Genomic DNA, 16,308 nt, shown 5'->3' with positions numbered 1-16,308 from the left:
TAGATTGGCCGACCTATCCTCTTCCAACCCCATCAGGTGGCGGCCCTGCGCCGACCCCGCACAGAAGCGAGACCCCGGCGGGCGGACAACGCAAAGGGATTGACTAATCGAGGCCCGTTACAGAAGGGTGGGCAAAGCGCAGCGTGCCCACCATGTTCTGGCACAATCGTCGCAATGGTGGGCACGCTTCGCTTTGCCCACCCTACGATTCTTCGGAGGCCCGGCTCATGTCCGACACCCACGCTCCCCGCATCGCCCTGCTCGGGGTCCCCATCGAGATCGGGGCCTCGCAACTCGGCACCTTGATGGGACCGGACGCGCTGCGCACCGCGGGTATCGGCCGCATCCTCGATCAGCTCGGCTTTGCCGTCGAGGACCACGGCAACATGGCGAAGCCCGACATCGCGCCCGCCGAGGGCCCGCCGCCGGCAAACGCCAAATATTACGACGTGATCAAGACATGGATCCGCGCGCTCAGCGAACGCTCCTATGCGTTGGCGCGTTCCGGCTCCATTCCAATCTTCATGGGTGGCGATCATTCGCTTTCGATGGGATCGGTGAACGGCGTCGCGCGCTACTGGCAGGAACAGGGGCGGCCGCTGTTCGTGCTCTGGGTCGATGCCCATGCCGACTACAACACGCCCCAGACGACGGAAACCGGCAACATGCACGGCATGTCGGCCGCATTCCTGTGCGGCGAGCCTGGCCTCGACGATCTGCTTGGCGGCGCACCCCGCGCCTCGATCAGCCCCGACCAACTCGACCTGTTCGGCATCCGCTCGATCGATCCGCTGGAGAGAAAGCTGGTATTCGAACGCCGCGTCGCGATCGCCGACATGCGCGTGATCGACGAGTTCGGCGTCGGCGTCCTGATCCGCAAGGTGATCGAGCGCGTGCGGGCACGGAACGGCGTGCTGCATGTCTCTTTCGATGTCGATTTTCTCGATCCGACCGTGGCGCCCGGCGTCGGCACCACGGTCCCGGGCGGCGCAACGTATCGCGAGGCGCATCTGATCATGGAGTTGCTGCACGATTCCGAACTGGTGCGCTCGGTCGACGTCGTGGAGCTCAACCCGTTTCTCGACGAACGCGGACGCACCGCGCGCGTCGCGGTCGAGCTGATCGGCAGCCTGTTCGGCCTGCAGATCACCGATCGGCGGACGCCCAGCAACGCGGTGTTGCCGGGTAACGGCTAGACGGGCCGTGAGCTGATTGAAATCAGCTCACGAGACGATGGCGGCTTCCGCGCCGGCGCGCACCCGAACCGGCAGCAGCAAATAGTGCACGCCATTGCTCTCGGCCTTGGGAAAGCGGCCCGCGCGGATATTCACCTGGATGGAAGGCAGCAGCAGCGTCGGCGCTGACAATGTCGCGTCGCGGGCTTGCCTCATGGCGACAAACGCTTCTTCCGTGACGCCGCCGCGAAGATGCACGTTGCTCTCGCGCTGCTCGCGCACCGTGGTTTCCCAGGCGTAGTCATCGCGACCAGGCGCCTTGTAGTCGTGGCACATGAACAGGCGCGTGTCGTCGGGGAGACTCAGTAGCCGCTGGATCGAACGATAGAGCTGGTGTGCATCGCCGCCAGGGAAATCGGCACGTGCGGTGCCGTAGTCGGGCATGAACAGCGTGTCGCCGACGAACACGGCGTCGCCAATCTTGTAGGACAGGTCAGCGGGCGTGTGACCCGGCGTATGCAGGACCTCGACGGTGAGTTCGCCGATGCCAAATGTATCGCCGTCTGCGAACAGGCGGTCGAAATCGCTGCCGTCGGTACGCAGGTCCTGCGCATTGAAGACGGGCCGGAAGATTCGCTGCACATCCTTGATGTGATCGCCGATGCCGATCCGTGCGCCGGCTTTCGACTTGATATAGGGCGCACCCGACAAATGGTCGGCATGCGCATGGGTCTCCAGCACCCATTCGATGGTCAGCTTTTCTTGGTTGGCTGCAGCCAGAATGGCTTCGACCGAACGGATGTCGACGGTGCCGTCGCGCGGGTCGAAATCAAGCACGGGATCGATCACCGCCGCACGGCGGGTCACTGGATCGGCAACCAGATAGCTAATGGTGTTGGTGGGCTCATCGAAGAACGCCCTGATGATGGGTGCTGGTAGATGGGCTGAATGGGGCATTGGGTCCGAACTCCTGAAGGGAAGTACTATTGACAATTATATTAGCTATATCTAATTTAGCAATACATAATGTATATATAGGGAATACCCGTGACGACCCCGTCGGCGATGGAAATCAGGGACTTCGAGGCCAACGCCCAGGCGGTCGCCAATATCCTGCGCACGCTCGGCAACGAGCGGCGGCTGATGATCCTCTGCAAGCTGGTGGAAGCCGGCGAGATGACGGTCGGTGCGCTGGTCGAGGCGGTCGGTCTCACCCAGTCTGCGCTGTCTCAGCATCTGGCGAAGATGCGCGACGACGACATCGTGAGCTCTCGCCGTAACGGTCAGACGCTCTGGTACCGCGTCGCCGATCCTCGGATCGCGCAATTGATCGCGGAACTGCACCGACTGTTCTGCCGCGCGATGCCTGCAACCTGATCCGCAAGAAAAGGAGTTCGACCATGTCACTTCCCCATATTTCTCCCGCCAAGGCGAAAGAACTGATCGATCGCGGTGCGATCCTCGTCGACATCAGAGAGTTCGACGAGCATTCGCGCCGCCGTATCGCCGCCGCGCGCCATGCACCGCTCTCGCGCATGGAGCGGATCGATATCGGAACGGACGCGCCGGCCGTGATTTTCCACTGCCGCTCCGGTAACCGGACTGCCAGCAATGCCGCGCGCCTCGCGCAGTGCACCGACTGTGATGCATTCATTCTCGACGGCGGAATCGACGCCTGGAAAAGCGCCGGATTGCCGGTGATCGAAAGCAAGGGCCAGCCGATCGAGATCATGCGGCAGGTTCAGATCACGGCCGGCTCGCTGGTTTTCGCCGGCACCGCGCTGGGGACGCTCGTTCATCCCGGTTTCTACGCACTTGCGGCATTCGTTGGCGCCGGCCTGGTTTTCGCTGGCGTTAGCGGCTCCTGCATGATGGCGCGGCTGTTGTCCTTCGCGCCGTGGAACCGCCGGGCGGCCAAAACTGCCATCGCCTGAGGAGTAACAAGACATGCCGATCCATTTCGCGGATATCGCGACGGTGCTGTCGGGTAGTGCCGTCGGATTCATCCTCGCTCTGGTCGGCGGCGGCGGTTCGATCCTCGCGGTACCGCTCCTGGTTTATGGCGTCGGCGTCGCATCGCCGCATGTGGCGATCGGCACCAGCGCGATTGCGGTGGCGATCAGCGCGCTTGCCAACGTGATGGCGCACTGGCGCGCGGGCAACGTCCGGTGGCCGTGCGCAATCGTATTCTCGCTCGCGGGCATCGCCGGCGCGTTTGCCGGCGCCGGTGTCGCCAAGCAACTCGACGGCGAGAAGTTGCTGATCCTGTTCGGCCTCCTGATGATCGTCATCGGCGCATTGATGTTGAAGAAGCGCGCAGGCCGCGGCGATCCCGCAATCCGGCTGACGGCTACGACCGCGCGACAACTGATGCCGATGCTGGTCGGCACCGGCTTCGCGGTCGGACTGCTCGCCGGCTTCTTTGGTATCGGCGGTGGCTTCCTGATCGTTCCCGGCCTGATGCTGGCGACCGGCATGCCGCTGATCACCGCCATCGGCACTTCGCTGGTCGCCGTCGTCGCCTTTGGCGCTTCGACCGCGGCCAGCTACGCCATGTCCGGGCTGATCGATTGGCAACTGGCCGGTCTGTTCATCGCGGGCGGCCTGTTGGGCGGATTGGCCGGGATCGTGACCGGCAGATTGATCGGCTCGCAGGACAAGGCGTTGCGGTCGGCCTTCGCCGGCATCGTCATTCTCGCCGGCGGATACGTCTGCCTGCGCGGCGCGCTGCCGCTTCTGTGAACGAGATAGTCCATCCGCCCGCAAGCAAAAAGGGCGGCCCGATGAGCCGCCCTTTTCAGCCAATCCATCTGGCCTGAGCCTTACTCCGCCGCGAGCTTCAAATCCGGCGCAGCAGCGCGAACTTCGGCGTCGACCTGGGCTTCGAACTTGGCAAAGTTCTTCTGGAACATGCCGACCAGGGCGCGCGCGGTCTTGTCGAACTCGGCCTTGTCCTTCCAGGTGTTGACCGGATTGAGGATCTCGCTGGGCACGCCCGGCAGCGCGGTCGGCACCGCAAAACCGAAATACTTGTCGGTTCGGAATTCGACGTTGCGCAACGAACCGTCCAGCGCTGCGGTCAGCAGCGCGCGCGTCACCTTGATCGGCATCCGGCTGCCTGTGCCGTATTTGCCGCCGGTCCAGCCGGTATTGACCAGCCAGCAATCGACATTGTGCCTGGCGATCAGCTCGCGCAGCATGTTGCCGTAGACGGACGGATCGAGGGGGAGGAACGGCGAGCCGAAGCAGGTGGAGAATTCCGGCTGCGGCTCGTTGCCGAGACCGCGCTCGGTGCCGGCGACCTTGGCTGTGTAACCGGACAGGAAGTGATACATCGCCTGCGCCGGCGAGAGCTTTGCGATCGGCGGTAGCACGCCGAAGGCATCAGCCGCCAGCATCACGACGTTTTTCGGCTGGCCGGCGCGGCCGGTGCGCGAAGCGTTCGGGATGAAATCAAGCGGATAGGCCGAGCGGGTGTTTTCGGTCTTCGATCCGTTATCGAAATCGACCACACGGGTGTCTTCGTCGAGCACGCAATTCTCGAGCACCGCGCCGAAGCGGCTGGAGGCGGCGAAGATCTGCGGCTCGGCTTCCTTCGACAGCTTGATGCACTTGGCGTAGCAGCCGCCTTCGAAATTGAAGACGCCGTCATTGCCCCAGCCATGCTCGTCGTCGCCGATCAGCGTGCGGTTGGGATCGGCGGAGAGCGTGGTCTTGCCGGTGCCGGACAGGCCGAAGAAGATCGCAGTGTCGCCCTTGGGTCCGACATTGGCCGAGCAGTGCATCGGCATCACGCCCTTGGCGGGCAGGTAATAGTTCAGCGTGGTGAAGACCGACTTCTTCATCTCGCCGGCATAATAAGACCCGCCGATCAGGACGATCTTGCGGGCGAAATCGATCGCGACGACGTTCTCCGAGCGCACACCGTGACGTTTAGGGTCGGCGCGGAAGCTCGGCAGGTCGATGATGGTGAGTTCAGGCACGAAATCGCGCAGCGTCGACGCCTCAGGCCGGATCAAGAGCGTGCGGATGAACAGCGAGTGCCAGGCGAGTTCGGTGAAGACGCGCGTCTTGATCTGGAAGCTCGGATCGGCGCCGCCGTAAAGATCCTGCGCATACAGCGTCATGCCTTCGGCATGCTTGAGGAAGTCGGCATAGAGCGCGGCAAACTGCTCCGAGGTGATCGACTGGTTGCCGGCCCACCACATGTTCTTGTCGGTGGTCGCATCACGCACCGTGAACTTGTCCTTGGGACTGCGGCCGGTGAATTCACCGGTGTCCGCGCAGAGCGCGCCGTCGGCCGACAACACGGCCTCGCCGGCCGCGAGTGAATATTGATAGAGCTGCGGCGCACCGAGATTCCAGTGCACCATCTTGAGATTTTTTAAGCCGAATTTATCGGCGCCGAATGCACCGTTGCGTAGACCCGTCTCTTGCACGAAGAAGTCCTCCTCGAACCCGCGTTACTCGATCGCGCGCATGTCGCTTGACGCGCTCTGTCGCGGTGAACCCTGAATATAGCCTTCCGGCCTCGGTGCGGCGACCTATATTGTTGAACGCCGTGCTTGCCAAGCCGATCCACGCGATTTGGTTTATTCCAGCGCGGAAGGTTGATTTGCATCAATCGCTTGCTGCACTGCTTTGCGCTGGTTTGCCCTCTTGGTTGCGCGACCATCCGCCGTTGGCGAGTTCGGCCGGCAATTGTTGCGTCGCACAATCAGAACATTTCAGCGCGCGGAGCGTGTTTTCATGACGAAGCTTTCCGCCCGTGACCGCTAACTGCACCATCGCTTCGTTGTACGACAATAGCGCCTGAATCTTCTTCACTGTCATCGGCGGTGAATTCGACAGCGCGGCGTGGTTGATCGGTGACGGCAAGCGTTAACCCTTGCTAGCCCTTGGCCCGCGCCTCGCCTGCCAGCCGTACGAGCATCTTGCGCAACGCCATGGCGCTGGTGACCCGTTCCGGGAAATCCAGCCGCAGCGTCGCGGAGCCGGCCTGCATGTCCATGCCGTCGGGGTCGCAACCGGTGCAGCGCCAGTCTGCGGACTCGGCGCCCAGCAGTTTGGTCGCGTAGAGGTTCATCGCCTCGCGGTGATCCTCATTCATATGCTCGACAGCGCCCTGCTCGGCTTCCAGCAAATCGGTGGCATCGCCGATCTCCGTCATGAATTGCTCGGGCCTGAGGTCGATGATGCGGCCGAAACCGGCGACCAGATGCAGGCCAGACGGGACGATCCGGAAGAACGAGAAGTCCTTGAAATCTACAAACGCTTCCGCCGATGGATGAGCGTTGAGATAGCGCCGGCGCAGGATTTTCGCGGCTTCCCCTTCGGCCTCCTCGGTCCGGCCCGCCAGCATGATCCGTGCGCCCTCCAGCGGATCTCCGGCGGCGCGCTCGTCCAGCATCAGCGATACCCTGCTGTCGGCGAGGATGTTTTTTGTGTGCAGCGCCAGCCGCGAAAGCAGCAGAATCGGCGACGCATCGGCATGGCTGGCGACGTTCACCAGCGAGCAATAGGGATCGCCACTTTCGGGCATAAGCGTGGCCAGTGCGCCCTGCCGGCTACGCCGCAGCAGCGAACGGGCCAGTTTGGAAGCATCAAAATCTGCGGTCGGCTGCATGGTTCCTTTCCGGCCATCTTATTGCAAAAAGGGCCTTTTCTCAGCGGGTCAGGGTGCTATATGGGGGCCGCACGTCTCCTTGGGGAGCGTTTTGCGGAACTCGGTCACACTTCAGCCTAGCTTGCATTGCTCGTTGATCGTGTACGAAGCCCATTTATGCGGCGTCTGGCTCAAGTGCCCGCCGTTTAAGCCACTCTCTTATTCGAAAGCAGAGGCTCATGCCCACAATCGCCCTGGTCGATGATGACCGCAACATTCTCACTTCCGTATCGATCGCGCTCGAAGCCGAAGGCTATCGCATCATGACCTATACGGATGGTGCCTCGGCGCTGGACGGCTTCCGCACCTCGCCGCCGGACCTTGCGATCCTCGATATCAAGATGCCGCGCATGGACGGCATGGAGACGTTACGCCGGTTGCGGCAGAAGTCCGATCTGCCGGTGATCTTCTTAACTTCCAAAGATGAAGAGATCGACGAATTGTTCGGCCTCAAGATGGGCGCCGACGATTTCATCCGCAAGCCGTTCTCGCAGCGCCTCTTGGTCGAGCGGGTCAAGGCCGTGCTTCGCCGCGGCCAGCCCAAGGATCCGACCGCCGTTCCGAAGGAGCCGGATGCACGCGCGCTGGACCGCGGCCTGTTGCGGATGGACCCGGAACGTCACACTTGCACCTGGAAGAACGAGCCGGTGACCCTGACGGTGACGGAGTTCTTGATCCTGCAGGCGCTGGCCACGCGGCCCGGCGTGGTGAAGAGCCGCAACGCACTGATGGACGCGGCCTATGACGACCAGGTCTATGTCGACGACCGCACCATCGACAGCCACATCAAGCGGCTGCGCAAGAAGTTCAAGGTGGTCGACGACGATTTCGAGATGATCGAGACGCTGTATGGCGTCGGCTATCGCTTCAAGGAAGCCTGATCTGCGTTTTCCGGGCGGAAGTGTTAACTGACACATCCGCCCGTTCGGCGTAAAGCGTAGAACTAGAAATTGGCGCATCACAACCGGCAGTTCAGCCATTGCTAGATCGAACGCAGCCCGATCCCAACCTGAACCACGAGGATGCTCTGGAGCTCCTCGATCGGGAACGCGTTGCCGAGGATAATGCGGGCGAGAAGGGCTGGCGGCGACCGCTCGGCTGGATGCGCCGGGCCGGGCAGTTCTTCTTCGCGCTCTCCTTCTCCAGCCTCACGCGCCGGATCGTCTCGCTCAATCTGGCGGGCCTCGTCGCGCTGGTGGCGAGCATTCTCTATCTCTCGCAATTCCGTGCCGGCCTGATCGATGCGCGGGCGCAGAGCCTTCTGGTGCAGGCCGAAATCATCGCCGGCGCGATTGCCGCCTCCGCCACCGTCGAAACCAACACCATCACGATCGATCCGGACCGGCTGCTCGACCTCAAGCCGGGCGAAAGCTACGGCGCACCGGACGAATCCTCGGGCCTCGATTTTCCGATCAATCCGGAGCGGGTCGCGCCGGTGCTGCGGCGGCTGATCTCGCCGACCAAGACCCGCGCCCGCATCTATGGCGGCGACGGCGGCATGATCCTCGACAGCCGCAGTCTCTATGGCCGCGGCGACGTATTGCGATTCGAACTGCCGCCACCTTCGACGGAGAAGCCGGGCTTCGTCGAACGCGCGCTGATCGCGATCCGCACCTGGCTCAATCGCGGCGACCTGCCGCTCTATCGCGAGCTGGGCCCGGAGAACGGCAAGGGCTATCAGGAAATCGTGCAGGCGCTCGACGGCGTCAAGAGCAGCATGGTGCGCGTCAACGACCGCGGCGAGGTGATCGTCTCGGTCGCCGTCCCCGTGCAGCGGTTCCGTGCCGTACACGGTGCGCTGATGCTCTCGACGCAAGGCGACGACATCGACCAGATGGTGACCGCCGAGCGGCTGGCGATCCTCAAGGTCGGCGGCGTCGCTTCGGCGGTCATGATCGTGCTGTCGCTCCTGCTCGCGAGCACGATCGCTGGTCCCGTGCGGCGGCTGGCCGACGGCGCCGAGCGCGTCCGCCGGCGCATCCAGACCCGCGTCGAGATTCCCGATTTCACCCGCCGTCGCGACGAGATCGGCCATCTGTCCGGCGCGCTGCGCGATATGACGAACGCGCTCTACAGCCGCATCGAGGCGATCGAGATGTTCGCCGCCGACGTCGCCCACGAGTTGAAGAACCCGCTGACCTCGCTGCGCTCGGCGGTGGAAACGCTGCCTTTGGCACGCAACGACACCAGCCGCGCGCGCCTGCTCGAGGTGATCGAGCACGACGTCAAGCGGCTCGACCGGCTGATCTCGGATATTTCAGACGCCAGCCGCCTCGATGCCGAATTGCAGCGCCAGGACATGGCCCCGGTCGATCTGCGGCGGCTGCTGACGACGCTGACCTCGGTTGCCAACGAAACCAGGCTTGGTCACGACGTCGCGGTCGAAGCGCGCTTCGACGGCCGCGGCGCCACCGATACGTTCTCGGTCCCCGGCCACGATTCCCGGCTGGGACAGGTGATCTCCAACTTGCTGTCCAATGCACAATCCTTCTCCACCCCCGGCGGGAAGGTGCGCGTCACCTGCCGCCGCGCGCGCGCGGAGATCGAAATCATCGTCGATGACGATGGGCCGGGTATCGGCGAGGATGCGCTGGAACGCATCTTCGAGCGCTTCTACACCGACCGTCCCCATCAGGGCTTTGGGCAGAACTCAGGTCTCGGCCTATCGATCTCCAAGCAGATTATCGAAGCGCATAACGGGCGGATCTGGGCGGAAAACCGCCACGGCCCGGCCGGCGACGACGGCAAGCCGAGTGTGGCGGGTGCGCGGTTCGTGGTCAGGCTACCCACGCCATGACGGCGGGCACGAGCGTGCACGCCTCCGCCGTGCTGGTGGGCGAGCGCGCCGTGCTGATCCGCGGGCCATCAGGCGCCGGCAAGTCGCGGCTGGCCTTCGATCTGATTCTCGCCGGCCGCGCCGGACAGGTTCCGCGGGCCGTTTTGGTCGGCGATGACCGTGTCCATCTCGACACAGTGGCCGGACAATTGTTGGTCCGCCCGGCGCGAGAATTGGCCGGGCTGATCGAGGTCCGGGGTCTCGGCATTCGCCATTGTGACTTTGTTGGGGAGGCGGTGGTGGGTCTCGTCGCCGACTTGGCGGCCAGCGATGCCGAGCGGCTGCCGCCGCCAGAAGCGCTCTCTACCCGCCTGAACGGTGTGTTATTACCGAGAATTCCTGTCGGAACCGGCTACCACCCCCTCCCGCTGATTGTAGCGGCCCTGACGACAACCGCCGGTTCAGGTTCCGTCCAACCTTTGGATGATTGTTCGAAGGGGATTGGTAACCATATAAGCCCCAATATCGCCACCGAATAAAGCGGCGCAGGCCTCACTCTTTACCGGCAAATTCCGGAACAATAGCCAAGATGCCCTCTTGCGCGGGGCCTCTGGATGGTCAAAGTGGCGCGTTCGTGCGGTGCACCAAAAAGCACCCGCGAGGAGTTTCCGATGATTGGTCTAGTGCTTGTGACCCATGGGCGCCTTGCCGACGAGTTCAAGGCGGCGCTCGAACATGTCATGGGTCCGCAAAAACAAATTGAAGCCATCACGATTGGAGCCGAAGACGACTCCGATCTGTGTCGAAGCGATATCATCGAAGCGGTGAATCGCGTCGACAGCGGCGATGGTGTCGCCATCCTCACCGACATGTTCGGCGGCACACCTTCCAACCTCGCAATTTCCTGCATGAGCCGCCCCAAGGTGGAAGTGCTCGCAGGCATCAATCTTCCCATGCTGGTCAAGCTTGCCAAGGTGCGCGAAGAGCGCTCGCTTCCCGATGCCATCGCGATGGCGCAGGAAGCCGGCCGCAAATACGTCACCATCGCCAGCCGCGTGCTCGCCGGCAAATGAGCGACGAGGCCGCGCCCGACAAGGAACTCGGGCCGAGCGTGCCCGCGGGCGCCATTTCGCGGGAACTTCAGATCATCAACAAGCGCGGCCTGCACGCGCGGGCCTCGGCGAAGTTCGTCCAGATGGTCGAACGCTTCAATGCCGAGGTCTGGGTGACGCGCGGCAGCGAGACCGTGGGCGGCACCTCGATCATGGGCTTGATGATGCTGGCAGCGGGACCTGGAACCTCGGTTACGGTCTCCGCGATCGGCCCCGAGGCGCAGCAAGCGGTCGATGCGATCGCAGCATTGGTTGCGGACAAATTCAACGAAGAAGGCGTTTGAGCGACCGGTGTTCGTAGGGTGGGCAAAGGCGCGCTTGCGCCGTGCCCACCATCTATCCGGGCGCTCGTCTCAAATGGTGGGCACGCGGAGCCTGTCATCGGGCGCGCATTCGCGCGACCCGTTGGCTTAGCCCACCCTACAGTCTGATACATCAAAACGGATTCGTCACGATCCCGCCGTCGGCGCGCAGCGCGGCGCCGTTGGTGGCACTGGAGGCTTTTGAGCAGACGTAGCAGATCAGATTGGCGATCTCTTCCGGCGTGGCGTAACGCTGCAAGAGCGACGCCGGGCGGCGTTCGCTGAAGGTGCGAGAGACGAGGTCGTCGACGGTGGTGCCCGCAGCTTTCGCGCGTGCGGCCAGGCGAACCGGCGCCATCTCGACCCAGGTGGGGCCGGGCATCACCGAATTTACAGTCACGTTGGTGCCCTTGGTGGTTTCCGCCGCGCCGCGCGCGATGACGAGCTGCGCCGATTTCGAGAAGCCGTAATGCACCATCTCCTTCGGAACGAAGACGCCGGATTCGCTGGAGACGAACACGACGCGACCCCAGTCCTTGTTACCAAGCATCCGCTTCAAATAGTGCCGCGTCAGCCGCACCCCGCTCATGACGTTGACTTCGAACATCCTCGACCAATCGGAATCCTCGATCTCGAAAAATCCCTTCGGTTCGTAGATGCCGAGATTGTTGACGAGAATGTCGACGTCGGGAAATTGCGCCACCAGCGCGGCACAGCCCGCCGCATGACCGAGATCGAATGCCGCCGCGTGCACCTTGGCCGACGGCGCAGCCTGCTCAACTTTCGCCACGGCCTCGCCGACCGCCGCCTGCTCGCGGCCGTTGACGATCACTTCCGCGCCCATTTGCGCAAGCCCGATGGCGGTCGCGAGTCCGATGCCGCGGGTCGAGCCGGTCACGAGCGCCGTTTTATCCGTCAGGTCGAGATCCATGCGTTATCCCTTCGAGTGATTTTTATCTGGCCGGCGGCACGATGAAGATGTTCCAGGCCGTCGCGGGGCCAGCCTTGCCGAGAAAGAATCGCCGCGTGGTCATCACGATGCGCTCGGCATTGACGGCATGGGCCTGCATCCACGCCTCGCATTTTTCCAGCTTCCAGTCGCCGACCTCGCAGATGCCGATGAAGCCGGATCGCTTCGCCTCCTCGAGCGAGGTCAGGCCGGACGACCACGGCTCGTCCGGCGTCAGCGGCGCCGGATGGTCGGGGCTGTAGAAGGTGACAGCCTGGCCGGTATCGGTATAGGCGGCGACTACCGGCCAGCGCGAATAAAACCGCGTGTGCCAGGCTTCCGTCAGTTCGCGGGCGAGTTCGGAACGCGCCCGGTAACTCGCGCCTGCGGTGCGCTTTTCATCCAGTTCGTAGGCGACGATCCTTGGCGATATCGCCAGCACGACGAGCGAAATGACGAGCCAGGTCGTGGTCAGGTTCAACAGCGCGATTTTCCGGATCCGTACCGCAGGGATCGCGACCAGCGCGAGCGGCATCAGGAAGAACAGCGGGATGCCCCAGTCGGTCTTGATGTAGACGTGGAATATCAGCGCACCCAGCGGCGGACCGATCGCCACCACCGCCTGGACGATCCAGACATTGATCGCCTGCGAAATGTTGACGCCGGTATTGGCGCCGCGCGTCAGGGCCGGAAACGGCATCAGGCGGAACGGCCGCCACATCAGCGCGATCGCGCCGAGTATCGCCGGCGCGGCCAACAGCGCGAGATTGTGCTTGACATAGCCCAGCGCGAGATCGCCGATCATCGCGCGATCGGTGAGAGAGTAGGTATCGCCGGCATAGGTGAGCGGGACGAAGTCCACCTGCTTCAGCCACATGAAGTGCGGGAGCATTGCGACCACGAGCGTGGCAATCGCGACCCATGGCGCCGGCGAACGCAGGAACTGCAAACGCTGCGGATGGATCAACGCGGCAAGGCCGACGGCGCCGATCATGGTCAGCACCCAGTATTTGGTCATCAGCGCCAGCGCACCGGCGAGCCCGAGCCACACGCCCGATTTGACGCTGCGTTTCTCGAACGCGTCGAGATAGGCCAGCACGACCAGCGGCAGCGTGACGAGTTGCAGCAGATCCGGATTGTACTTGAAGCCCTTGAAGTTGAAGATCGGATAGAGCGCGAGCATCACTACTACGAAGAACGCGCGGCGGCGATCGACCACGCGCAGCGCCAACAGCCAGCAGATCACGAGGGAGCAGCCGAGCGTCGCCATTGCCAATGCATAGGTCGCCCAGTCCGTGACCGGAAACAGCATGAACCAGACGCCGGCGACCCATCCCGACAGCGGCGGGTGCTTGCCATAGCCGAGCAGGAACTTCTGCCCCCAGGCGAAGGCCTCCGCGACGTCCATATGGACGTCCTGCCCGGTCTTCAGACTGACCAGGATCAGCGTCCACAGCACGGCGTGGACCACGGCAAAGCCGGTCACCAGCCACAGGCCGGCTTTGGGATCACTGGCGCGTGAGGCCAGCCACGCCGCCAGCCGCCGGATCGTGGGAATGCGCCTTAAGCGCGCGGCCGTGGGCGAAACGGATGCAATCGACATGGCCATTGCCTAGCGTGTTTTCGGCTCAAGTGGAATCAGCTTGGCGTGAAGAAAGCTCCTTGAAATACAGCAAGATGGTTGCCGCACGGGGACGCGAATGCTATCCCGCGCCCATGACAACTGCGCCCATTTCCAACATCCGCAACTTCTCCATCGTCGCTCACATCGACCATGGCAAATCGACGCTGGCTGACCGTCTGATCCAGATGACGGGCGGGCTGTCGGACCGCGAAATGGCGGGCAAGGAACAGGTGCTCGATTCCATGGATATCGAGCGCGAGCGCGGCATCACCATCAAGGCGCAGACGGTGCGGCTGAACTACCGCGCCAAGGACGGCAAGGATTACATCTTCAACCTGATGGACACGCCCGGCCATGTCGACTTCGCCTACGAAGTCTCGCGGTCGCTGGCGGCCTGCGAAGGGTCGCTCCTGGTGGTCGATGCCAGCCAGGGCGTGGAAGCGCAGACGCTTGCCAACGTCTATCAGGCGCTCGACAACAATCACGAGATCGTGCCGGTCCTGAACAAGGTCGACCTGCCGGCGGCCGAGCCTGACAAGGTCAAGCAGCAGATCGAGGACGTGATCGGGATCGACGCCTCGGACGCCGTGATGATCTCGGCCAAGACAGGCTTGGGCGTTCCCGACGTGCTGGAAGCCATCGTGACCCGCCTGCCGCCGCCGAAGGGCGATCGCGGCGCGGCACTGAAGGCGCTGTTGGTGGATAGCTGGTATGACGTATATCTCGGCGTCGTCGTGCTGATCCGCGTCGTCGACGGCACGATGAAGAAGGGCCAGCGCATCCGCATGATGGGCACCAACGCGGCCTATGACGTCGAGCGCGTCGGGTTCTTCACGCCGAAGATGGAGCAGGTCGACGAGCTCGGCCCCGGCGAGATCGGCTTCATTACCGCGGCGATCAAGGAAGTCGCCGACACGCGCGTCGGCGACACCATCACCGACGACAAGAAGCCGATCACCGAGATGCTGCCCGGCTTCAAGCCGGCGATCCCGGTGGTGTTCTGCGGCCTGTTCCCGGTCGATGCCAACGATTTCGAGACGCTGCGCGCGGCGATGGGCAAGCTGCGGCTCAACGACGCGAGCTTCTCCTACGAGATGGAAACTTCGGCCGCGCTCGGCTTCGGTTTCCGCTGCGGCTTCCTCGGGCTGCTGCATCTCGAAATCATCCAGGAGCGGCTGTCGCGCGAGTTCGATCTCAATCTGATCGCGACGGCGCCGAGCGTGATCTACAAGATGCACCTGACCGATGGGCAGGAGATCGAGATCCACAACCCGGTCGACATGCCCGATGTCGTCAAGATCGCCGACATCGAGGAGCCGTGGATCGAGGCCACGATCCTCACGCCGGACGAATATCTCGGCAGCGTCCTAAAACTGTGCCAGGACCGCCGCGGCTCGCAGAAGGAGCTCACTTACGTCGGCTCCCGCGCGATGGTGAAATACGATTTGCCGCTCAACGAAGTCGTGTTCGATTTCTACGACCGGCTGAAATCCGTCTCGAAGGGCTACGCCTCGTTCGACTATCATCTGACCGACTATAAGGTGGCCGACCTCGTCAAGATGCAGATCCTCGTCAACGGCGAGCCGGTCGATGCGCTGTCGATGCTGGTGCACCGGACCCGCGCGGAGGGCCGCGGCCGCGCCATGGTCGAAAAGATGAAGGAACTGATCCCGCCGCACATGTTCCAGATCCCGATCCAGGCCGCGATCGGCGGCAAGGTGATCGCCCGCGAAACCGTCCGCGCGCTGCGCAAGGACGTCACCGCCAAATGCTACGGCGGCGACATCACGCGCAAACGCAAGCTTCTGGAGAAGCAGAAGGAAGGCAAGAAGAAGATGCGGCAGTTCGGCAAGGTCGACATCCCGCAGGAAGCGTTCATTGCCGCGCTGAAGGTGGATAGCTGAGGCGAATACTCAAACACTCGGGCATGATGGGGACAGGGTCCGGCCTTGAGGCTCCCGCGGCCGCACAGCAAAAGATCGAAAACAACCCCATGCAAAGTAGCCGGCACCTGTCGGCGTTTCGAGCAACTCGACGTCTCCGCTGATCACGGCATGAGGGGATACTGCTCGTCTTCTTGCTCCGCGGCGGATAGGTCACCATCCGGCGGCGACATCACGCGTAAGCGCAAGCTTCTGGAGAAGCAGAAGGAAGGCAAGAAGGAGATGCTGCAGTTCGGCAAGGTCGAGGTCCCGCAGGAGGCGCTTATTGCCGCGCTGAAGGTGGATAGCTGATATCTATAAGCTACGTTTTCGCGATCCAAATTGACTTTTGCGGACGCCTGTCCTTACCCCTCGACATCCTCCCCGTTCCCATTTGCCACGGATTGGCAATGCCTCGTCGCGCCGCAAACGACGGTTAGGCGCATTCAAATATTCATACGTCGACAATTCCGGTGGAAATCTCGCTGAAAAGCGCGATAGGCGGCTGAATTCCTGACCTTCGTGGGCCTCCCGCCCTCGCTCCACCCTTCCCAGCGGCAGACACGCCTGCTGGCGGCGGCGTCGATAGACGATATGTCTAACGTTAGAAACACTAATTTTCTCAGTACATTAAGTTCACACGAGATAGATACGTACTGGGTCGGCGAGGGGGGCACTCCAGACAATCATCGAATTCTCTCGGCCGAAAACGGCGGTTAGGCGCATTCAAATATTCATGCGTCGACCAATCCGGCCGAAATCTCGCTGAAAATCGCGATAGGC

The 16,308-nt window shown here is 62.9% G+C and carries 16 protein-coding genes and 1 pseudogene; 11 read left to right on the top strand and 6 right to left on the bottom strand.

Features of this window, described 5'->3' with window-relative positions; all coding sequences use genetic code 11:
- Positions 1-227: 227 nt before the first annotated feature.
- The gene (rocF, locus tag LMTR3_RS20155; RefSeq protein WP_065746733.1) at positions 228-1,196 is read left to right on the top strand and encodes an arginase; all 969 of its coding nucleotides are present in this window, start codon (positions 228-230) and stop codon (positions 1,194-1,196) included.
- A 27-nt stretch (positions 1,197-1,223) separates the two neighbouring features.
- Here the strand turns inward: rocF and LMTR3_RS20150 are convergent, their stop codons facing one another.
- A complete protein-coding gene (locus tag LMTR3_RS20150; RefSeq protein ID WP_065746732.1) occupies positions 1,224-2,132 on the bottom strand; it encodes an MBL fold metallo-hydrolase in 909 nt (302 codons plus the stop codon).
- Positions 2,133-2,240: 108 nt separating this feature from the next.
- Here LMTR3_RS20150 and LMTR3_RS20145 point away from each other — a divergent pair, with 108 nt between their 5' ends.
- Genes LMTR3_RS20145 through LMTR3_RS20135 form a run of 3 tightly spaced genes read left to right on the top strand, consistent with a single transcriptional unit; the run spans position 2,241 to position 3,917 of the window.
- Positions 2,241-2,552: an ArsR/SmtB family transcription factor gene (locus LMTR3_RS20145; RefSeq protein WP_065746731.1), complete on the top strand. Its 312-nt coding sequence runs from the start codon at positions 2,241-2,243 to the stop codon at positions 2,550-2,552.
- A 23-nt stretch (positions 2,553-2,575) separates the two neighbouring features.
- The gene (locus LMTR3_RS20140; protein ID WP_065746730.1) at positions 2,576-3,109 is read left to right on the top strand and encodes a rhodanese family protein; all 534 of its coding nucleotides are present in this window, start codon (positions 2,576-2,578) and stop codon (positions 3,107-3,109) included.
- A gap of 13 nt (positions 3,110-3,122) precedes the next feature.
- On the top strand, positions 3,123-3,917 hold the full coding sequence (locus tag LMTR3_RS20135) for a sulfite exporter TauE/SafE family protein (protein ID WP_065746729.1): 795 nt from the start codon (positions 3,123-3,125) through the stop codon (positions 3,915-3,917).
- An 80-nt stretch (positions 3,918-3,997) separates the two neighbouring features.
- On the opposite strand, the gene LMTR3_RS20130 is transcribed toward LMTR3_RS20135, so the two are convergent.
- The 3 genes from LMTR3_RS20130 to LMTR3_RS20120 form a co-directional block, all read right to left on the bottom strand.
- Entirely contained in the window at positions 3,998-5,614 is a 1,617-nt protein-coding gene (locus LMTR3_RS20130; RefSeq protein ID WP_065746728.1) for a phosphoenolpyruvate carboxykinase, read from the bottom strand.
- Positions 5,615-5,795: 181 nt separating this feature from the next.
- Positions 5,796-6,053 carry a hypothetical protein gene (locus tag LMTR3_RS20125; protein WP_141686689.1) on the bottom strand — a complete coding sequence of 86 codons (258 nt, stop codon included), beginning with the start codon at positions 6,051-6,053 and terminating at the stop codon, positions 5,796-5,798.
- Positions 6,054-6,066: 13 nt separating this feature from the next.
- Complete coding sequence (locus LMTR3_RS20120; protein ID WP_065746726.1) at positions 6,067-6,801, bottom strand: HugZ family pyridoxamine 5'-phosphate oxidase; 735 nt, start codon at positions 6,799-6,801, stop codon at positions 6,067-6,069.
- Between the two features lie 218 nt (positions 6,802-7,019).
- Here LMTR3_RS20120 and LMTR3_RS20115 point away from each other — a divergent pair, with 218 nt between their 5' ends.
- The 5 genes from LMTR3_RS20115 to LMTR3_RS20095 all read left to right on the top strand — a co-directional run bounded on the left by LMTR3_RS20115 (position 7,020) and on the right by LMTR3_RS20095 (position 11,012).
- Positions 7,020-7,721, top strand: a complete 702-nt coding sequence (locus tag LMTR3_RS20115; protein ID WP_027541437.1) for a response regulator transcription factor — start codon at positions 7,020-7,022, stop codon at positions 7,719-7,721.
- Between the two features lie 98 nt (positions 7,722-7,819).
- Positions 7,820-9,637 carry a sensor histidine kinase gene (locus LMTR3_RS20110; protein WP_065746725.1) on the top strand — a complete coding sequence of 606 codons (1,818 nt, stop codon included), beginning with the start codon at positions 7,820-7,822 and terminating at the stop codon, positions 9,635-9,637.
- Complete coding sequence (locus tag LMTR3_RS20105; RefSeq protein ID WP_065746724.1) at positions 9,634-10,155, top strand: HPr kinase/phosphorylase; 522 nt, start codon at positions 9,634-9,636, stop codon at positions 10,153-10,155. The genes LMTR3_RS20110 and LMTR3_RS20105 overlap by 4 nt, the downstream gene beginning before the upstream one ends.
- A gap of 132 nt (positions 10,156-10,287) precedes the next feature.
- Positions 10,288-10,689, top strand: a complete 402-nt coding sequence (locus LMTR3_RS20100) for a PTS sugar transporter subunit IIA (RefSeq protein WP_024339151.1) — start codon at positions 10,288-10,290, stop codon at positions 10,687-10,689.
- Positions 10,686-11,012: an HPr family phosphocarrier protein gene (locus tag LMTR3_RS20095; RefSeq protein WP_065746723.1), complete on the top strand. Its 327-nt coding sequence runs from the start codon at positions 10,686-10,688 to the stop codon at positions 11,010-11,012. The genes LMTR3_RS20100 and LMTR3_RS20095 overlap by 4 nt, the downstream gene beginning before the upstream one ends.
- Positions 11,013-11,163: 151 nt before the next feature.
- Here LMTR3_RS20095 and LMTR3_RS20090 read toward each other — a convergent pair whose 3' ends face one another.
- Both LMTR3_RS20090 and LMTR3_RS20085 read right to left on the bottom strand, forming a co-directional pair.
- Entirely contained in the window at positions 11,164-11,961 is a 798-nt protein-coding gene (locus tag LMTR3_RS20090) for an SDR family NAD(P)-dependent oxidoreductase (protein ID WP_065746722.1), read from the bottom strand.
- Between the two features lie 22 nt (positions 11,962-11,983).
- Positions 11,984-13,582: a glycosyltransferase family 39 protein gene (locus LMTR3_RS20085; protein WP_065746804.1), complete on the bottom strand. Its 1,599-nt coding sequence runs from the start codon at positions 13,580-13,582 to the stop codon at positions 11,984-11,986.
- A 113-nt stretch (positions 13,583-13,695) separates the two neighbouring features.
- On the opposite strand from LMTR3_RS20085, the gene lepA reads away from it, so the two are divergent.
- Together lepA and LMTR3_RS20075 are read left to right on the top strand one after the other, a co-directional pair.
- Positions 13,696-15,507: a translation elongation factor 4 gene (lepA, locus tag LMTR3_RS20080; protein WP_065746803.1), complete on the top strand. Its 1,812-nt coding sequence runs from the start codon at positions 13,696-13,698 to the stop codon at positions 15,505-15,507.
- 201 nt (positions 15,508-15,708) lie between these two features.
- Positions 15,709-15,837 (top strand): annotated as a pseudogene (locus tag LMTR3_RS20075) (hypothetical protein); the annotation flags it as partial.
- Between the last annotated feature and the right edge of the window lie 471 nt (positions 15,838-16,308).

Origin of the sequence: Bradyrhizobium sp. LMTR 3, assembly GCF_001693485.1 — a bacterium.
GTDB lineage: Bacteria > Pseudomonadota > Alphaproteobacteria > Rhizobiales > Xanthobacteraceae > Bradyrhizobium.
This window is presented reverse-complemented; position numbering and strand designations above follow the sequence as displayed.

What these genes read in the sequence shown, in the direction of transcription:
- rocF (WP_065746733.1), top strand. Translation starts at nt 228, where the DNA reads ATGTCCGACACCCACGCTCCCCGCATCGCCCTGCTCGGGGTCCCCATC.
- LMTR3_RS20150 (WP_065746732.1), bottom strand. Translation starts at nt 2,132, where the DNA reads ATGCCCCATTCAGCCCATCTACCAGCACCCATCATCAGGGCGTTCTTC.
- LMTR3_RS20145 (WP_065746731.1), top strand. Translation starts at nt 2,241, where the DNA reads ATGGAAATCAGGGACTTCGAGGCCAACGCCCAGGCGGTCGCCAATATC.
- LMTR3_RS20140 (WP_065746730.1), top strand. Translation starts at nt 2,576, where the DNA reads ATGTCACTTCCCCATATTTCTCCCGCCAAGGCGAAAGAACTGATCGAT.
- LMTR3_RS20135 (WP_065746729.1), top strand. Translation starts at nt 3,123, where the DNA reads ATGCCGATCCATTTCGCGGATATCGCGACGGTGCTGTCGGGTAGTGCC.
- LMTR3_RS20120 (WP_065746726.1), bottom strand. Translation starts at nt 6,801, where the DNA reads ATGCAGCCGACCGCAGATTTTGATGCTTCCAAACTGGCCCGTTCGCTG.
- LMTR3_RS20115 (WP_027541437.1), top strand. Translation starts at nt 7,020, where the DNA reads ATGCCCACAATCGCCCTGGTCGATGATGACCGCAACATTCTCACTTCC.
- LMTR3_RS20105 (WP_065746724.1), top strand. Translation starts at nt 9,634, where the DNA reads ATGACGGCGGGCACGAGCGTGCACGCCTCCGCCGTGCTGGTGGGCGAG.
- LMTR3_RS20100 (WP_024339151.1), top strand. Translation starts at nt 10,288, where the DNA reads ATGATTGGTCTAGTGCTTGTGACCCATGGGCGCCTTGCCGACGAGTTC.
- LMTR3_RS20095 (WP_065746723.1), top strand. Translation starts at nt 10,686, where the DNA reads ATGAGCGACGAGGCCGCGCCCGACAAGGAACTCGGGCCGAGCGTGCCC.
- LMTR3_RS20090 (WP_065746722.1), bottom strand. Translation starts at nt 11,961, where the DNA reads ATGGATCTCGACCTGACGGATAAAACGGCGCTCGTGACCGGCTCGACC.
- LMTR3_RS20085 (WP_065746804.1), bottom strand. Translation starts at nt 13,582, where the DNA reads ATGTCGATTGCATCCGTTTCGCCCACGGCCGCGCGCTTAAGGCGCATT.
- lepA (WP_065746803.1), top strand. Translation starts at nt 13,696, where the DNA reads ATGACAACTGCGCCCATTTCCAACATCCGCAACTTCTCCATCGTCGCT.